A 16,589-nucleotide genomic window follows, 5' to 3' on the forward strand; every position below is an offset into this window, starting at 1 on the left:
CGGTCTTCTCCTGATGTCCGGACGGGACCGGCTCAGACGGGGGTGGCGGCCGAACGGGCGGCCGGGGCGTCGGGGGCCTCGGACGGCTGGGCCGGGATGGTGGCCGAGAGCCCGTCGGTCACCGCGAGCCCTTCGGCCACCGGAAGCCCTTCGGCCACCGGAAGTCCTTCGGTCGCCGGAAGGCCGTCGGTCGCCGGAAGTCCGTCGGCCGGGGTGCCCACCGGGGGCGGCGCCACGGCGGCCACCGCGGCGGTCACCACACCGGCCGGCTCCGCGACGCCGTCCTCCGCGTCGGTGACGTTGGTGTGGTCGACGACCTCGCGCCGGGAGATCCGCCAGATCGCGAAGCTGGCCGCGACCAGCAGCACCGCGACGAGCGCCGTGCCCCAGTCGCCGAGCCCGCAGACCCACTCGGCGAGTGCGGCGACCAGGGCCGCGGCCGGCAGCGTCAGCCCCCAGGCGACGAACATCCGCGTCGCCGTCGACCAGCGCACCACACCGCCCTTGCGGCCGAGGCCGGCGCCCATCACCGAACCGGAGACGGAGTGCGTGGTGGAGAGCGAGAAGCCCAGGTGGGAGGAGGCCAGGATGACCGTCGCCGCGCTGGTCTGGGCGGCGAAGCCCTGCTGCGGCTGGAGGTCGGTCAGGCCCTTGCCCATGGTGCGGATGATGCGCCAGCCGCCGAGGTAGGTGCCGAGCGCGATGGCCAGGCCCGCGGAGAGGATGACCCACAGGGGCGGGTCGGAGTCGGGGGTGAGGGCGCCGCCCGCCACCAGGGCGAGGGTGATGATGCCCATCGTCTTCTGCGCGTCGTTGGTGCCGTGCGCCAGCGAGACCAGCCCGGCCGAGGCGATCTGGCCGACGCGGTACCCCTTGTCGGCGGCCTTGCCGTCGGCCTTGCGGCCCAGCCGGTACATCAGCCGGGTGGCGACCAGCGCCGCGACGCCCGCCACCACGGGGGCGGCGATCGCCGGGAGCAGCACCTTGGTGACGAGGACGTCGCCGTGGACCGCGCCGACCCCCGCCGAGGCGATCGCGGCGCCGATCAGACCGCCCATGAGGGCGTGCGAGGAACTGGACGGCAGCCCGACCAGCCAGGTCAGCAGATTCCAGAGGATCGCGCCGACCAGGGCGGCGAAGATGACCTCGGGACGGATGCCGGTCTCGTCGACGAGACCCTTGGAGATCGTGTTGGCGACCTCCACGGAGAGGAAGGCGCCCACCAGATTCAGTACGGCGGACATGGCCACCGCGATCTTGGGCTTGAGCGCACCGGTCGAAATGGTCGTCGCCATCGCGTTCGCGGTGTCGTGGAAACCGTTCGTGAAATCAAACGCGAGTGCGGTCACCACCACAATCGCGAGGATCAGCGAGAAGCTTTCCATTTACCCAGGCAATCGTTCGAGGTCATTGGCTGGTCGAACGTAGGTAACCAGGGTGAACGGAAGATGAACTGGGAGGGGCGCGGTGGTGTCCGGAATCGGAGTCACCGCCCCCTGCCCGCACCCCTCCGGCCTCAGCCGCCCGCGGCGAACGTCTTCAGCCGGGCGAGGGACCCGTTGAACACGTTCTGGTCGCCCGGCAGCGGACCGGCGTTGTCGTACTGCCAGAACGTGTACGACGCCCAGCCGGCCGGCAGTTCGCCCGCGCTCGGCGCGTCGTAGCGGGCGATCCACAGGGGGTGGTCCGCGGCGAAGGCGCGGCTGTTCCCGGTGCACGTCTTCCACCAGTGCGTGGTGGTGTAGATCACCGGTCGGCGGCCCGTGAGCCGCCTCACCTCGTCGCTGAACGAGTCGATCCAGGCCGTCATCCGTGCCTTGCTCAGCCCGTAGCACTTCCTCTTCTTGTCGTACGGGTTGTACTCGATGTCCAGCGCGGGCGGCAGGGTGCGGCCGTCGGCGCGCCAGCCGCCGCCGTGGCGCACGAAGTACGCCGCCTGGGTGCGGCCCGAGGACCGGTGCGGCAGCGCGAAGTGGTAGGCGCCGCGGATCAGGCCCGCCCGGCGCGCGCCGTCGTACTGCTCCTCGAAGTAGGGGTTGCGGTAGGTGTGCGACTCGGTGGCCTTGACGTAGGCGAACGTCGCGCCCTTCGCCCTGGCCCGGCCGAAGTCGACGCTCTTCTGGTGGGACGAGACGTCGTGCCCCTTCGGCAGGCCGGTCGCGGCCGAGGCGGGCGCCTCGGTGAGCGCGGCCCCGCCGAGGGCGAGCGCGGCGGCGCAGGCCGCGAGCAGCCGGCCGCGGCCGGACGGTGTGGGGCGGGACGGTGTAAGGCGGGACGGTGCGAGCTGGGACGGTATGAGGCGGGTGCGGTCACGGGCCATGATTCCCCCCGGAAATCCCCCGAAATGGCAACGTGCATGACAAACCAGCCCGAGCGTACGCGAAGATCGTCGAACGCTCACCGATCTCCGGCCAAGAGAAGGGCGGGGGTGATTTGCCACGATATGCCCCCTCCCGGAGGTCCGGCTTCCGTCCTACAGTGCCCCGGCCTGCCGGCCCGCCTGGCAGGATCGCCGCAGCGCCGGTCGGCGGCGGGACCATTGGGGCGTACGGGACGCCCGGGAGGAGGCGGGGTCGTGCGGGAGTCGCGGGGGAGATGTGTACGCCCGGAGGAGGCGCGCGCCTGGGAGGCACTGGTGGCCGCCGCCCGGCGCACGGTCGCCGACGGCCTCGTGGTCGGCACCTCCGGCAACGTCTCGGTCCGGGTCGGCGACACCGTGCTGGTCACGCCCTCGGGCGTGCCGTACGACCGGCTCACGCCGGACGACGTCACCGGCGTGGACCCGGACGGGCGACAGGTGCTCGGCACGCTCGTCCCGACCAGCGAACTGCCCATGCACCTCGCGGTCTACCGGCACACCGACGCCCGCGCGGTCGTCCACACCCACGCCGTGCACGCGACGGCGGTCTCCACCCTCGTACCGGAGCTGCCGCTGGTGCACTACATGGCCGCGGCCCTCGGCGGACCCGTCCGGGTCGCCCCGTATGCGACGTACGGCACCGACGAGTTGGCCGAGAACATGCTCCGCGCCCTCGACGGCCGGTCCGGCTGCCTCCTGAGGAACCACGGGACGCTCACGTACGGCTCCTCCCTCGACCAGGCCTACGACCGCACCGCCCAGCTCGAGTGGATGTGCCGCCTGTGGCTGACCGCCTCCTCCGTCCCCGGCCTGACCCCGTCCCTGCTGACGGAGGGGCAGGTCGAGGAAGTGGCGCAGCGGCTGCGCGGCTACGGGCAGCGGGGCTGAGGCGGCGAGCCGGGAATCCGGGCGGGACGGCGGACCGGGGTGGCCGGGTCGCGGTGGCGGGATGTGGTGACGGCCGGGAGGGCGGGCCGGGGGTGGCGGGATGTGGCGGCGGGCCGGGGTGGCCGGGTCGGGGTGGCGGGATGTGGTGACGGCCGGGAGGGCGGGCCGGGGGTGGCGGTACGTGGTGACGGTCGGGCGGCCGGGCCGGTGGTGGTGGGACGCGGTGACGGCCGGGGCCGTACGGCCGGGTGGCGGGTGCGGGTGACCCGTCCGTCACCCCGAGCCGTCCTTCCGGTGGCTTACGGCGGAGCACGCCGGGAAACTGGGAGCTGTGCGCACCGTCACCGCAACGACCGCCGCCGTCACCGCGGCCCTGGCAGCCGGCGCCGCGAGCGTCGCCGCCGGCCGCCTCGCCAGCGACGCCGCCCTCAAGGCGACGCCCGGCCGCCCCCTGCCCACCGAGCCCCGGCTCACGGTGCACGGCACCGCGGCCGGACAGATCACCCTCACCCGGCACCTGGCCACGCTGCGGCCGGGCCGGTACGGACTGGCCGGCGACGGCTCGCACGCCGTCGTGGGTCCCGTCCTGCCCGGCGCCCAGCACCCGGCCGACACCGTCGTACGCCGCCTCGAAGGCGTCACGCACGGCACCCTGGGCCCCGGCGACAAGGCCTGGCTCACCGCCAACCTGTACGTCGGCGACCCGGGCACCGCCCTGGGCCTGGTCCACACCGACGTCGAGGTCCCCGGCGACCTCGGCGCGCTGCCCGCCTGGTTCCTGCCGGGCGCCCGCGGCACCTGGATCATCGCGGTGCACGGCCTGGGCACCACCCGGGAGCACGCCCTGAACCTCATGGGCCTGCTCAGCCGCCTCGAATTCCCGCTCCTGGCCCTCGCCTACCGGGGCGACGTCGGCGCTCCCCGCCCGCCGGACGGCCTGCGCCACTTCGGCGAGACCGAGTGGCGCGACCTGGACGCCGCCGTCCGGTACGCCGTCGGTCACGGCGCCCGCAGGGTCGTCCTGCTCGGCTGGTCCACCGGCGCCACCATGGCCCTGCACACCGCCACGCGCTCCGCGCACCGCGACCGGATCTCCGGGCTGGTCCTCGACTCCCCGGTCCTCGACTGGCAGACGACCGTGCGCGCCCTCGCCGCGGCCGGCCGCACGCCGGGCGCGCTGCTGCCGCTCGCGGTCCGCGCCGCCCAGGGCCGCACCGGACTCGACTCCGCGCGGGCCGCCGGCCCCGACCGCCTCGACGTCCCGGCCCTCGTCTTCCACGGCCCGGCCGACACCGTCGCCCCCTGGCAGCTCTCCCGCCGGTTCGCCGACGCCCACCCCCGCCTGGTCGCCCTCCACACCGTCCCGAACGCCGCGCACGGCGCGATGTGGAACGCCGCTCCCGACCGGTACGAAGAGGCCCTGCGCCGCTTCCTGACCCCGCTGATGTAGCCCTCACGCGGCCCTCCCGCTCGTTCCGCGCCCCGTTCCGACCTTTTCCGTTCCCTTCCGACCCCTGCCGACCCCTTCCGACCCCTTCCGTTACCGGGACCGCGGGCCCGGTGGCGCGATCGGTCCGGTCCCCTGTCGCCAGGCCCGTCGACCCCCCCGTACCGGACTTGTCCGTGACCCGTCGAGCCGTTCCGTTTGGGTTTTCGGACCGTCAACCGGAAGACTGCACCCGTGACGTCCCGTATCCCGCGCGACTCCAGGCTCCGACTCGTCCGCCCGCGACCCCTGGCCGCCGCCCCCAGAGCGATGAACCAGCGGCCACCGCGCCGCACCGCGCCGCGCCCTCCGGAGGGCACCCCCGCACGGTCGGAGCTGGCCCGCATGGCCCGCTCCGTCCTGGCCGACGCGGCCCGCGTCGCCCGCTGGGCCGACACCGCCCTCGGCCCCGGCCGCGCCTGCGGGACCACCGACGGCAAGGCCACCCTCTCCGTCGCCTCCGCCGAACTCGCCGGTCGGGAACTGGGCCTGACCACGGCTCAGGTGCAGGCCGACTGGGACATCGCCCGGCTCGCCGGACTCGTCGAGGTGCACGGCGACAGCGCCCGCCCCGGCTGGCGGCTGCGCGCCTGGGACCGCGACGACAGCGCCGTACTGCGCGGCTGGGTCGCCCTCTTCGACGCCTGGTCGCTCGCCCACCCCGAGCCCGCCGGCCAGGAGCCCGCCGCCGTCGCCGAGGTCGTCTCGGCCATGCCCCAGGTGCTCTCCTTCCTCCAGCTGTCCGCCGGACCGGTACCCGTCGCCCAGCTCCTCGACCTCCTCCAGCAGCGCGTCACCGAACTGCGCACCGAGCGCTGCGAGGTCCCCTACGACGGCCCCCGGCCGGACCTGCCCGAGCAGCCCGAGCAGCCGGAGCAGCCGGGGGACGACGACACCCCGCTCGACCCGCTCCTGGACTGGGCCCTCGGCGCCCTCGCCTCCGTCGGCGCCCTCACCTACGGCGACGGACAGGCCACCCTCACCCCGCTCGGCAACTGGGCGGTCTGGGTCAAGCTGGAGCAGATCTGCGTCGCCGCGCAGAGCCCCGCCGGCAACATCGAGCAGGCGGCCGAGGACATGCTCCGCGGCTGCGCCCAGCTCCGCCCCAACGCGGCCCGCGCCGAGTACCGCGCCTGGCTCGCCGCCCGCCCCGTCGGCAGCGCCGTCACCGAACTCCTCAAGGCCGCCCGCGGCGAGGACGCCCTGCTGCGGGGCCTGGCCTTCGAGGCGCTGCGCGTGGTCGGCGCCCCCGCCGAACCCGACGTGCGGGCCGTGGCCGACGAGCCGACCCTGCGGCCGTACGCCCTGCTGTGGCTGGCCGAGCACGACGGCGCCGACCCGGAGGACGCGCACGAGGTGCTCACCCGCCAGGAGGCCACCTGGCTGTGGGTCGACACCGCCGCCGCCGTCGCCGACCACGGCGAGGCCCCGATGCTCGTACGCCACCTGGAGTCCGCGATCCAGCCCACTGTCCCGATGCTGCTGGACGAGGTACGGGCCGTCGGGCACCCCCGGACCGTGCAGGTCCTGGTGGCGCTGGCCGCCGCGCACCCCGACCCGGCGCTGGCCAAGGCCGTGCGCCGGGCCGCCTTCCAGGTGCACACCGGGGGCAGCTGAACGCCGCGCGGCCCCGGGCCAGGTGGTCCGACGTACACCCCCCGTTGGGCCCCCGGCCCCCATCCCCCGTCCCCCATCCCCCCTCTCCCTCTCGCACCAGCTCCGCGTGGGCCTCCGTGCCGTGCCTCCCGCGCCCTCTTCCGACGCAGGGAAAAGTGGTTGCACGGCACCGTTAGACTGGCCCCATGGCCATTCTCCTCGCGCATTAGACGGCGGGCACGTCCTCAGCCGCCCCCTCCCGCCACCCAACCGCCCTGGAGTCTGTCCGTGATCTCCGCCTCCGGTATCGAGCTGCGCGCCGGTGCCCGTGTCCTCATCGAGAGCGCCACCTTCCGCGTCGCCAAGGGCGACCGCATCGGCCTGGTCGGCCGCAACGGCGCCGGCAAGACCACCCTCACCAAGTGCCTGGCCGGTGAGGGCATCCCCGCCGCCGGCACCATCACCCGCTCCGGCGAGGTCGGCTACCTCCCGCAGGACCCCCGCACCGGCGACCTCGACGTGCTCGCCCGCGACCGCATCCTCTCCGCCCGCGGCCTGGACGTCCTGATCCGCAAGATGCGGGAGAACGAGCAGCGCATCGCCAACGGCCAGGGCGCCACCCGCGAGAAGGCCCTGCGCCAGTACGAGCGCCAGGAGACGGAGTTCCTCACCAAGGGCGGGTACGCCGCCGAGGCCGAGGCCGCCACCATCGCCGCCGCGCTCAACCTGCCCGACCGGGTGCTCGGCCAGCCTCTGCACACCCTCTCCGGCGGTCAGCGCCGCCGTATCGAGCTGGCCCGCATCCTCTTCTCGGACGCCGACACGCTCCTGCTCGACGAGCCGACCAACCACCTCGACGCCGACTCGATCATCTGGCTGCGCGACTACCTCAAGACCTACCGCGGCGGCTTCATCGTGATCTCCCACGACGTCGACCTGGTCGAGACGGTCGTGAACAAGGTGTTCTACCTGGACGCCAACCGCTCCCAGATCGACGTCTACAACATGGGCTGGAAGCTCTACCAGCAGCAGCGCGAGGCCGACGAGAAACGCCGCAAGCGCGAGCGCGCCAACGCCGAGAAGAAGGCCGCCGCCCTGCACTCGCAGGCCGACAAGATGCGCGCCAAGGCCACCAAGACGGTCGCCGCGCAGAACATGGCCCGCCGCGCGGACAAGCTGCTCAGCGGCCTGGAGGCGGTCCGGCAGTCCGACAAGGTCGCCAAGCTGCGCTTCCCCGAGCCCGCGCCCTGCGGCAAGACCCCGCTGACCGCCGAGGGCCTGTCGAAGTCGTACGGCTCCCTGGAGATCTTCACCGACGTCGACCTGGCCATCGACAAGGGCTCCCGGGTCGTCATCCTCGGCCTCAACGGCGCCGGCAAGACCACCCTGCTGCGCCTGCTGGGCGGGGTCGAGAAGCCCGACACCGGCAAGGTGGTCGAGGGCCACGGCCTCAAGCTCGGCTACTACGCGCAGGAGCACGAGACCCTCGACCCCGAGCGCACGGTCCTGGAGAACATGCGCTCCGCCGCGCCCGACATGGACCTGGTCGAGGTCCGCAAGGTGCTCGGCTCGTTCCTGTTCTCCGGCGACGACGTCGACAAGCCGGCCGGAGTCCTCTCCGGCGGTGAGAAGACCCGTCTGGCCCTGGCCACCCTGGTGGTCTCCTCGGCCAACGTGCTGCTGCTCGACGAGCCCACCAACAACCTCGACCCGGCCAGCCGCGAGGAGATCCTCGGCGCGCTGCGCACCTACAAGGGCGCCGTCGTCCTCGTCACCCACGACGAGGGCGCCGTCGAGGCGCTCCAGCCGGAGCGGATCATCCTGCTGCCCGACGGCGTCGAGGACCTCTGGGGCGCCGACTACGCGGATCTCGTCGCGCTGGCCTGATCGTCGTCTTTTCTCCGACCGTCTTCCTTGCTTGATCGAATGGATGATCCACGGCGTATGGATCATTCGGCCGATCCGTGATCCACCATCTGTGTGAGATCTCCTCGTACCGAGGTGTGTCATACATCGATTTCACGGCCGAGCCGCCCGTCCCCGGGTGCTCGGCCGTTTCACCTTTCTGACCAGGAACTTCGCCGGGGAACCCGTTCGGGTGTACGGACGCGAGATCTTGGAATTCGTGATTCCGCTTGTGGGGACGCGCTCCTGTCGTCACATCCTTGTCTCATCGACCTTGCCGAATGGGTGGCCATCGGGGCCCGGAGGGGTGATCATGAGGAGAACCAGAGCGCACTTCCCATGAGGAGGCACGGGTGGCCGAGACTCTGAAGAAGGGCAGCCGGGTGACCGGCGCCGCGCGCGACAAGCTCGCGGCAGACCTGAAGAAGAAGTACGACGCCGGTGCGAGCATCCGGGCGTTGGCCGAGGAGACCGGCCGCTCGTATGGCTTTGTGCACCGCATGCTCAGTGAGTCGGGCGTCACGCTGCGAGGGCGTGGCGGGGCGACCCGGGGCAAGAAGGCCACGTCGGCCTGATTTCCCCCCGGGCGGCCCCTCGGCTCTTCGATGGTGGCCACCCGGTCGGAGGTATGACCGACCGGGTGGTTACTGTGCAGTCACTTAAGTGCGCTGTACGGGTGTCCGTACGGCACACAGGCCGACCGCACCCATCGGAGGCGCCTCATGGCTGCACAGGACCCCGTACTCGACCAGGACGGCGTACGGCTCACCGTCGACGACGCGATCGCCACGGTGACGCTGACCAACCCGGCCAAGCGCAACGTGCAGAGCCCCGCTCTGTGGCGGGCGCTCACCGAGGCGGGGCGGCGGCTGCCGGGCTCCGTGCGGGTCGTCGTCCTGCGGGCCGAGGGCAAGTCGTTCTCGGCAGGGCTCGACCGGCAGGCGTTCACGCCCGAGGGCTTCGACGGCGAACCGTCGTTCCTGGACCTCGCGCGCGGCAGCGACGCCGAGCTGGACGCGGCCATCGCCGAGTACCAGGAGGCGTTCACCTGGTGGCGGCGCAGCGACATCCTGACGGTCGCCGCCGTGCAGGGGCACGCCATCGGGGCGGGTTTCCAGCTCGCCCTCGCCTGTGACCTGCGGGTGGTCGCCGATGATGTGCAGTTCGCCATGCGCGAGACCTCGCTCGGTCTCGTCCCCGACCTGACGGGCACCCATCCGCTCGTCGGCCTGGTCGGGTACGCGCGCGCCCTGGAGATCTGCGTGACCGGACGGTTCGTCCTGGCCGAGGAGGCCGTGCACAGCGGGCTGGCCAGCATCGCCGTGCCCGCGGACCAGCTGGCGGACGCCGTGCGCGACCTGACGTCGGCCGTCCTGGCCGCGCCGCGCGACGCGGTGATCGAGACCAAGGCCCTGCTCCAGGGCGCCCTCTCCCGAGACCTGGAAACCCAGCGCACCGCCGAACGCGCGTCCCAAGCCCGCCGACTGCGGGACCTGGCAGGGCTCGGCGAGTAACGGGTCCGTGAAGGGCGCGTGCGCCGGCCGTCCCTCAGGGGCGCGGGGAACTGCGCGACCAGCCCCGACGCACCCGACGCCCGGACCCGACGCCCGGACCCGACGCCCGGACCCGGCACCCGGACCCGGCACCCGGACCCGGCACCCGGCCCCCGCGTCAGTCGACGGCAGTCACCAGCACCGCCACGGACGGCCGGTCGGCCACCGCGTCCGCCACCGCGGCGCGCACGCGCCGGGCCACCTCCACCGTGCGGTGCTCCGCGCCCACCGCGCACTCCACCCGCACGTGCCGCCGGGGCAGCACCGCGCCCTGCTCCGGCGCGTCCGGCGCGGACACGTGCACGGGACGGCCGAGCACGCCGGTCAGCCGGGTCACGCCCGCCACCGCCAGCACCGCCCGGCCCGCCCGGTCCTCGTCACCGTCCTGCCCGGCCCCCGCCTCCGGCTGCCGTTCCGGCGACGCCGCCGGCCGCTCCGGTTCCGGGTCCCTGTCGAGCAGCGCGGTCACCCGCAGGTCCACCTCACCGACCGTCAGGCCGAGCCGGAGCGACGCCGCCTGCGCCAGGGTGGCGCGGACCCGCTCGGCGGTGACCGGCAAGGGGTCGGCCGCGGTCGCCGCCAGGTCGGCCGTCATCCGCAACGGCCCCGGCGGCAGGGCGCTCGGCGGCGCCGGTACGGCGGGCCCGGGCGCGGCGTCCGGGTCGGCGAGCGCGAGGCGCAGCCGGTCCAGGCGTACGCCCGGCAGGCCGGCCACCGCGGTCAGCAGCACCTCGCGCGCCGCCCGTTCGGCGATCCAGGCCCCGTCCGCCGGAGTGCCCAGGGGCAGGAACCTGCCCAGCCCCAACTGCTCCCGAACTGTCCGTGCCCACCGGTCGGCCGTCGTCATTCCTCCAGCCTGCCGCATCCCTGGCGCGCGCGTGCGCAACCACGCTTAACGTGGGTCACAGGACGACGACCGGAAGGGACGTACGGCGATGAGTGAGACCACGGAACGCAGCCGGCCCGGACAGGACATCGGGGCCGAGGGACTGAGCAAGGGACAGTCGGTCAGGCGCGGCGGCGGGGACCCCGGCAGCCGCGGCCGGACCATCATCGCCGACGGCGTGGTGGAGAAGATCACCGGCATGGCGGCCCGCGACGTGGCGGGTGTGCACGCCATGGGCAGCGGCATGTCGCGCACCTTCGGCGCCGTACGGGACCGGGTGCCCGGCGGCTCCAAGTCGGGCGTGACGCGCGGCGTGAAGGCCGAGGTCGGCGAGAAGCAGACCGCGCTCGATCTGGAGATCGTCGTCGAGTACGGCGTGTCGATCGCCGACGTCGCCCGCGACGTGCGGGAGAACGTCGTCGCGGCGGTGGAGCGGATGACCGGCCTGGAGGTCGTCGAGGTCAACATCGCGGTCAGCGACGTCAAACTGCCGGACGAAGCGGACGAGGAGCAGCCGGAGCCGCGGATCCAGTGACCCGGCCCGCACCGTCCCGGACTGAGGAGAGCGCACCATGAACATGGCCGTGGTCGGCATGATCGCCGGCGTGGCGCTGGGTTTCGCCGGGTACTTCGGCGGATTCGGCGCCTTCCTGCTGGTGGCGGCCCTGGGCGCCGTCGGCTTCGTCGTCGGCCGGTTCCTGGAGGGCGATCTGGAACTGGGCGACTTCTTCCGCGCCCGTGACGACCGCCGACGGTGACCGGCGTGAGCAGCGCCGCCGCTGAGCCGCGCGCGGCCCGGGACGCCGTACCGCCCGGCGAGCGCGGCGCCACGCGGATCACCGACCGGGTCGTCGCCAAGGTGGCCGCCCAGGCGGCGCGCGAAGCGGTGGGCGAGCTGCCGCCGGACGCCGCGCGCCCGCACGCGCGCGTCGTGGTGCGCCACGGCGCCGCCCGGGTCCGCGTTCACCTCGAACTCGACTACCCCTGCGACGTCGGGGCCCGCTGCGGCCGGGTACGGCACCGGGTCGCCGAGCGGGTGAGCACGCTGACGGGGATGAAGGTGCCGGAGGTCACCGTGCGGGTGGAGCGGCTGCACCCGGCGGCGGAGTACGGCGCGGCCGAGGGAAGGACGCGATGAGCGAACCCGCTGAGCCCGCTGAGCCCGCTGGGCCGCAGGGCAGCACCGCCCGGCCGCCGGTCCTGGAGAAGGAGCCCGGCCCGCGGCCGCAACCGCCGCCGGGCGGCGCCGGCCGGGCCCACCGGTTCTGGTCCGCGCGGCGCCTGCCCGCCGGCCTCGTCGCCCTGCTGCTGCTCGCCCTCGCCGGTCTGTTCCTGTACGACGTCGTCGCCGTGCGCGCCGACCGGCCCGGCATGAGCTGGCGCCGCGAACTCGCCCGGCAGCTCGCGCGGCGGCCCCTGGACGACACCTGGGTGCTGGTCGGCGCGGGGATCGCCGCCGCCCTCGGCCTCTGGCTGCTCCTGCTGGCCCTCACCCCCGGCCTGCGGTCCGTCCTGCCGATGCGCCGCACCCACCCCGACGTCCGCGCCGGACTGCACCGGGACGCCGCCGCGGCGGTGCTGCGCGACCGGGCCGTGGAGGTCGCCGGGGTGCAGTCGGCGAAGGTCCGCACCCGCCGGTCCAAGGCCAAGGTGCGCGCGGTGTCGCACTTCCGTGAACTGGACGACGTACGCGCCGATCTGGACACCGCGCTCGGCGACACGGTGCGGGGGCTGGGCCTGGCCCGGCAGCCGCGCCTGTCGGTGAAGGTGCGGCGGCCCGGACGGAAGGGGTGACCACCGTGCTCAGAACCGTGAACCGGGTGCTGCTCGCGCTCGCCGGCCTCGTCCTGCTGGCCCTCGGCGGCTCGGTGCTCGCCGTCGGGCTCGGGGCGCCCGCACCCTCCTGGTGGATCCACGACGGACGTCACGACGTGCTGCTCAGCGACGCCGAGCGGACCAGGTGGCGGGAGGCCGGCTGGTGGTGGCCGGTGGTCATCGCCGCGCTCGCGGTCCTGCTGCTGCTCGCCCTGTGGTGGCTGGTCGCGGTGGTGCGCCGCCGCCGGCTCGCCGAGGTCCTCGTCGACACCGGCGACGGCGAGGGCGCCGTACTGCGCGGCCGGGCCCTGGAGGACGCGTTCGCCGCGGACGCCGGCCGGCTGGACGGCGTCGACCGGGCCGACGTACGGCTCACCGGGCGCCGCGGCGCACCCCGCGCCCGGGTACGGCTCCGCCTCGAACCGCACATCGACCCCGGCACCGCCCTCGACGGCCTCACCACCGGCGCGCTCACCCGAGCCCGCGCCTCGGCCGGCCTCGACACCCTGCCGACGGAGGTCCGCCTCAAGGGCGTAGGCCACCGGGCGGAACGGGTCAGCTGAGCGGGGCCGGCGGAGACGGGCCGGCCGAGCCGGGCCCCGGCCGCCCCGCGTCCACGGCCCCTCAGAACCCGTGCCGTACCCCGCCGTCCACCGGCAGCATGACCCCCGTGACGTACGACGCGGCCGGCGACAGCAGGAACGCCGCCGCGCGGCCGAACTCCTCGGGCGTGCCGTACCGGCGCAGCGGGATGCGGGACTGGGCCGCGGTGCGGGTCGCCACCGGGTCGGCGGAGAGGCCGTCCAGCTCACGCACCCGGTCGGTGTCGATGCGGCCCGGCAGCACGCCCACGACCCGGATGCCGTGCGGGCCCAGTTCGTCGGCGAGGGACTTGGCGAACCCGGCCAGCCCCGGCCGCAGGCCGTTGGAGACGGTCAGCCCCGGGATCGGCTCGTGCACCGAGCCGGACAGCACGAAGCCGATGACCCCGCCCTCGCCCAGCTCGGACGCCGCCGCCCGGGCCAGCCGCACCGCGCCGAGGAAGACCGACTCGAACGCCGCCTGCCACTGCTCGTCGGTGATGTCGGCGGCGAACCCGGCGGGCGGCCCGCCCACGCTGATCAGCACGCCGTCGAACCGCCCGAAGCGCTCCCGGGCGGTGGCGATCAGCCGCCCCGCCGCCTCCGGGTCGGCGTTGTCGGCGGCCACCCCGGCCGCACCCGGGCCGAGGGCCGCCGCCGCGTCGGCGACGCCCTTCTCGTCCCGGCCGCTGACGACCACCTTCGCCCCGTCGGCGACCAGGGCGCGCGCGGTGGCGTTGCCCAGGCCCCGGGTGGCTCCGGTGACGACGTACACCCGGTCCTTCAGTCCAAGATCCATGCCGCCTATCCTGCCTCCTGGGCACCGGCCAGGGCGAGGGCGGTGTGCACGAGGCCGATGTGGCTGAACGCCTGCGGGAAGTTGCCGAGCTGCCGGCCGGCCACCGGGTCGTACTCCTCCGCCAGCAGGCCCACGTCGTTGGCGAGCCCCGCCAGCCGCTCGAACAGCTCCCGGGCCTCCTTGGTCCGGCCCGCCATGAGCAGGGCGTCCGCGAGCCAGAAGGAGCACACCAGGAAGGTCCCCTCGTCGCCCGGCAGCCCGTCCACCGTGCTGCCCGAGGTGCTGTACCGCCGCACCAGGCCGTCGCGGGTCAGCTCCCGTGAGACGGCGTCGATGGTGCCGGTCACCCGGGGGTCGTCCGGCGGCAGGAAGCCGACGCGGGGGATGAACAGCAGCGCGGCGTCCAGCTCGCGGGAGCCGTAGTACTGGGTGAACGTGTTGCGGTCGGGGTCGTACCCCTTCTCGCAGACCTCGCGGTGGATCTCCTCGCGCAGCGCGCGCCAGCCCTCCAGGTCGCCGCCCAGCCCGGGCTCCTCCTCCAGGGTGCGTACCGCGCGGTCCACCGCGACCCACGTCATCACCTTGGAGTGCACGAACTGGCGGCGCCCGCCGCGCACCTCCCACAGCCCCTCGTCCGGCTGGCGCCACGCGGTGCGCAGGAACTCCATCAGGGCGCGCTGCAGCTCCCACACCTGGGCCACGGGCGGCATCCCCGCCGCCCGGGCCAGCGCCAGGGTGTCCATGACCTCGCCGTACACGTCCAGCTGGAGCTGGTTCACCGCGTCGTTGCCGATCCGCACCGGCCGCGACCCCTCGAAGCCGGACAGCCACGGCAGCTCCGACTCGGGCAGCCGTCGCTCACCGGCCAGGCCGTACATGATCTGGAGGTCCGCCGGGGAACCGGCCACCGCGCGCAGCAGCCAGTCGCGCCACGCCTCCGCCTCGTCGGTGTAACCGGCGGCCAGCAGGGCGCCCAGGGTGAGGGTGGAGTCGCGCAGCCAGCAGTGCCGGTAGTCCCAGTTGCGTACGCCGCCCAGCTCCTCCGGCAGCGAGGTGGTGGCCGCGGCCACGATGCCGCCGGTCGGCTTGTAGGTGAGCGCCTTGAGGGTGATCAGCGAGCGGACGACGGCGTCCCGGTACGGGCCGTCGTAGCGGCAGCGCGCGGCCCAGGCCCGCCAGTCCGCGACGCTGTGCTCCAGCGCCTCGAACGGGTCGATCAGCGGGGGCCGGGGCTCGTGCGAGGGGTGCCAGGTGAGGACGAAGGCGACCTTCTCGCCGGCCGCGACGGTGAACTCGGAGTGCGTCCCGTAGTCCTCGCCCCAGGTGTGCACCTCGGGCTCGCTGCGCAGCCACGCCGAGTCCGGACCGGCGACCGCCACCCGGTGCCCGTCGGCACGGCGCACCCACGGGACGACGGAGCCGTAGTCGAAGCGCAGCCGCAGCGCGCTGTGCACGGTCACCTCGCCGCTGAGCCCTTCGACGACGCGGACGAGGTCGGGGGCGCGGTCGCGCTGCGGCATCAGGTCGGTCACCCGGACCGCGCCGTCCGCGGTATCCCACTCGGTGTCCAGGACCAGGGTGTCGGTGCGGTAGGCGCGCCGGGTGCAGCGCCCGGCGCCCTTCGGGGCGATGCGCCAGTGCCCGTTGTCCTCGTCGCCGAGCAGCCGGGCGAAGCAGGCGGCGGAGTCGAAGCGGGGCAGGCACAGCCAGTCCACGGAGCCGTCCGTGGAGACCAGCGCCGCGGTCTGCTCGTCGCCGATGATCGCGTAGTCCTCGATACGGGAGTGCACGCGTTCCGTCTTCCCAGGAGGGTGTACGGCAATCAGGGCGCCCCGCCCCGCCGCCGGGGGACCCCGGCGCGCTACACCGCCGCCGGTTCCGCCTCCGACGCGCCGTCGGTGTCGCCGGTGTCCGCGGCGTCCTCCGCGTCCCCGGTGCCCGTCGCCCGGTCGCGGGCCTCGCGGCGGACCAGGAACCACCAGCCGACCGGGACGGCCGCGGAGAACAGCCACCACTGGATGGCGTACGCGAAGTTCAGCGCGGCGTCCTCGTCGCCGGGCTCGCCGATCAGCTCCGGGGTGCCGTCCGCGGGCTTCGGCGAGGTCAGCACGACGTACCCGCCGAGGACCTGGGCGTCGAGGCGTTCGGCCTGCTGCGCGCTGTTGATGAGCATGATCTGCCGGTCGGGCAGCCCTTCGAGGTCCTTGATGCCGCTGGCCTCGGTCGTCTCGTCCGGCATCATCCGGCCGGTGACGGTGACCTCGCCGGAGGGCGGCGCGGGGATCTTCGGGAACTCGGTCTGGCTGGGGCCGTCCGCGGCGATCCAGCCCCGGTTGACCAGCAGCACCTTGCCGTCGTCCAGGACGAACGGGGTGAGCACGTGGTAGCCGACCTCGTCGTCGGCGTTGGTGCGGCGGCGGACGACGACCTCGTCGGCGGTGTCGAAGCGGCCGGTCGCGGTCACGGAGCGGTACCGCTCGTCCGTGGTGATCTTCTTGCCGGGGGAGGTCAGCCGCTCCACCGGTACCGGGTCGGCGTGCAGCGCCTCGGCGACCAGGTCGTTGCGGGCGGTGCGCTCCTCGTAGCGGTGCATCTGCCAGAAGCCCAGCTCGATCATCGTGGGGATGAGGAGCAGGGCGATCAGCGTGAGGATCACCCACTGCCGGGACAACAGGAAGCGGTACACCCCACGACCGTACAACTCGGTCGTGGGGCGTCGGC

The 16,589-nt window shown here is 74.2% G+C and carries 17 protein-coding genes; 11 read left to right on the plus strand and 6 right to left on the minus strand.

The genetic code is table 11. The features are described from left to right. Positions 1-32 precede the first annotated feature (32 nt). Both ACIQR3_RS09910 and ACIQR3_RS09915 read right to left on the minus strand, forming a co-directional pair. Complete coding sequence (locus tag ACIQR3_RS09910; protein ID WP_403536641.1) at positions 33-1,385, minus strand: anion permease; 1,353 nt, start codon at positions 1,383-1,385, stop codon at positions 33-35. A gap of 131 nt (positions 1,386-1,516) precedes the next feature. Further along, positions 1,517-2,320, minus strand: a complete 804-nt coding sequence (locus ACIQR3_RS09915) for a lysozyme (protein ID WP_403536643.1) — start codon at positions 2,318-2,320, stop codon at positions 1,517-1,519. Positions 2,321-2,575: 255 nt separating this feature from the next. Between ACIQR3_RS09915 and ACIQR3_RS09920 the strand changes: the two genes are divergently transcribed. The 6 genes from ACIQR3_RS09920 to ACIQR3_RS09945 all read left to right on the plus strand — a co-directional run bounded on the left by ACIQR3_RS09920 (position 2,576) and on the right by ACIQR3_RS09945 (position 9,748). Further along, positions 2,576-3,247, plus strand: a complete 672-nt coding sequence (locus ACIQR3_RS09920; protein WP_403536645.1) for a class II aldolase/adducin family protein — start codon at positions 2,576-2,578, stop codon at positions 3,245-3,247. A gap of 331 nt (positions 3,248-3,578) precedes the next feature. After that, positions 3,579-4,697 carry an alpha/beta hydrolase family protein gene (locus ACIQR3_RS09925; RefSeq protein WP_403536648.1) on the plus strand — a complete coding sequence of 373 codons (1,119 nt, stop codon included), beginning with the start codon at positions 3,579-3,581 and terminating at the stop codon, positions 4,695-4,697. A 231-nt stretch (positions 4,698-4,928) separates the two neighbouring features. Continuing rightward, positions 4,929-6,350: a hypothetical protein gene (locus tag ACIQR3_RS09930; RefSeq protein ID WP_403536650.1), complete on the plus strand. Its 1,422-nt coding sequence runs from the start codon at positions 4,929-4,931 to the stop codon at positions 6,348-6,350. Positions 6,351-6,617: 267 nt separating this feature from the next. Beyond that, positions 6,618-8,216: a ribosomal protection-like ABC-F family protein gene (gene abc-f / locus ACIQR3_RS09935; RefSeq protein WP_403536652.1), complete on the plus strand. Its 1,599-nt coding sequence runs from the start codon at positions 6,618-6,620 to the stop codon at positions 8,214-8,216. Positions 8,217-8,587: 371 nt separating this feature from the next. Then, a complete protein-coding gene (locus ACIQR3_RS09940; RefSeq protein WP_003976983.1) occupies positions 8,588-8,809 on the plus strand; it encodes a helix-turn-helix domain-containing protein in 222 nt (73 codons plus the stop codon). 147 nt (positions 8,810-8,956) lie between these two features. Beyond that, positions 8,957-9,748 (plus strand): enoyl-CoA hydratase/isomerase family protein, encoded by a 792-nt coding sequence (locus ACIQR3_RS09945; protein WP_403536655.1) that lies wholly within the window; start codon positions 8,957-8,959, stop codon positions 9,746-9,748. 157 nt (positions 9,749-9,905) lie between these two features. Here the strand turns inward: ACIQR3_RS09945 and ACIQR3_RS09950 are convergent, their stop codons facing one another. After that, positions 9,906-10,634 carry a nucleopolyhedrovirus P10 family protein gene (locus ACIQR3_RS09950; RefSeq protein WP_403536658.1) on the minus strand — a complete coding sequence of 243 codons (729 nt, stop codon included), beginning with the start codon at positions 10,632-10,634 and terminating at the stop codon, positions 9,906-9,908. An 88-nt stretch (positions 10,635-10,722) separates the two neighbouring features. On the opposite strand from ACIQR3_RS09950, the gene ACIQR3_RS09955 reads away from it, so the two are divergent. Genes ACIQR3_RS09955 through amaP form a run of 5 tightly spaced genes read left to right on the plus strand, consistent with a single transcriptional unit; the run spans position 10,723 to position 13,051 of the window. After that, on the plus strand, positions 10,723-11,208 hold the full coding sequence (locus tag ACIQR3_RS09955; RefSeq protein WP_403536660.1) for an Asp23/Gls24 family envelope stress response protein: 486 nt from the start codon (positions 10,723-10,725) through the stop codon (positions 11,206-11,208). Between the two features lie 37 nt (positions 11,209-11,245). Continuing rightward, the gene (locus tag ACIQR3_RS09960; RefSeq protein ID WP_403536662.1) at positions 11,246-11,431 is read left to right on the plus strand and encodes a hypothetical protein; all 186 of its coding nucleotides are present in this window, start codon (positions 11,246-11,248) and stop codon (positions 11,429-11,431) included. Continuing rightward, positions 11,428-11,811, plus strand: coding sequence for a hypothetical protein (locus ACIQR3_RS09965; RefSeq protein ID WP_403536664.1), 384 nt, complete (start codon positions 11,428-11,430; stop codon positions 11,809-11,811). The genes ACIQR3_RS09960 and ACIQR3_RS09965 overlap by 4 nt, the downstream gene beginning before the upstream one ends. Continuing rightward, positions 11,808-12,467, plus strand: coding sequence for a DUF6286 domain-containing protein (locus tag ACIQR3_RS09970; protein WP_403536667.1), 660 nt, complete (start codon positions 11,808-11,810; stop codon positions 12,465-12,467). The genes ACIQR3_RS09965 and ACIQR3_RS09970 overlap by 4 nt, the downstream gene beginning before the upstream one ends. Continuing rightward, a complete protein-coding gene (gene amaP, locus ACIQR3_RS09975; RefSeq protein WP_403536669.1) occupies positions 12,464-13,051 on the plus strand; it encodes an alkaline shock response membrane anchor protein AmaP in 588 nt (195 codons plus the stop codon). The genes ACIQR3_RS09970 and amaP overlap by 4 nt, the downstream gene beginning before the upstream one ends. Before the next feature lie 61 nt (positions 13,052-13,112). Here amaP and ACIQR3_RS09980 read toward each other — a convergent pair whose 3' ends face one another. The 3 genes from ACIQR3_RS09980 to ACIQR3_RS09990 all read right to left on the minus strand — a co-directional run bounded on the left by ACIQR3_RS09980 (position 13,113) and on the right by ACIQR3_RS09990 (position 16,554). Next, entirely contained in the window at positions 13,113-13,868 is a 756-nt protein-coding gene (locus ACIQR3_RS09980; protein ID WP_403536671.1) for an SDR family oxidoreductase, read from the minus strand. Between the two features lie 5 nt (positions 13,869-13,873). Beyond that, positions 13,874-15,658: a glycoside hydrolase family 15 protein gene (locus tag ACIQR3_RS09985; protein WP_403536674.1), complete on the minus strand. Its 1,785-nt coding sequence runs from the start codon at positions 15,656-15,658 to the stop codon at positions 13,874-13,876. Positions 15,659-15,729: 71 nt separating this feature from the next. Continuing rightward, positions 15,730-16,554, minus strand: a complete 825-nt coding sequence (locus ACIQR3_RS09990) for an SURF1 family protein (protein WP_403536677.1) — start codon at positions 16,552-16,554, stop codon at positions 15,730-15,732. Positions 16,555-16,589: the final 35 nt, after the last annotated feature.

The organism is Streptomyces sp. NPDC090994, assembly GCF_044768905.1.
In the GTDB taxonomy this organism is placed as follows: domain Bacteria; phylum Actinomycetota; class Actinomycetes; order Streptomycetales; family Streptomycetaceae; genus Streptomyces.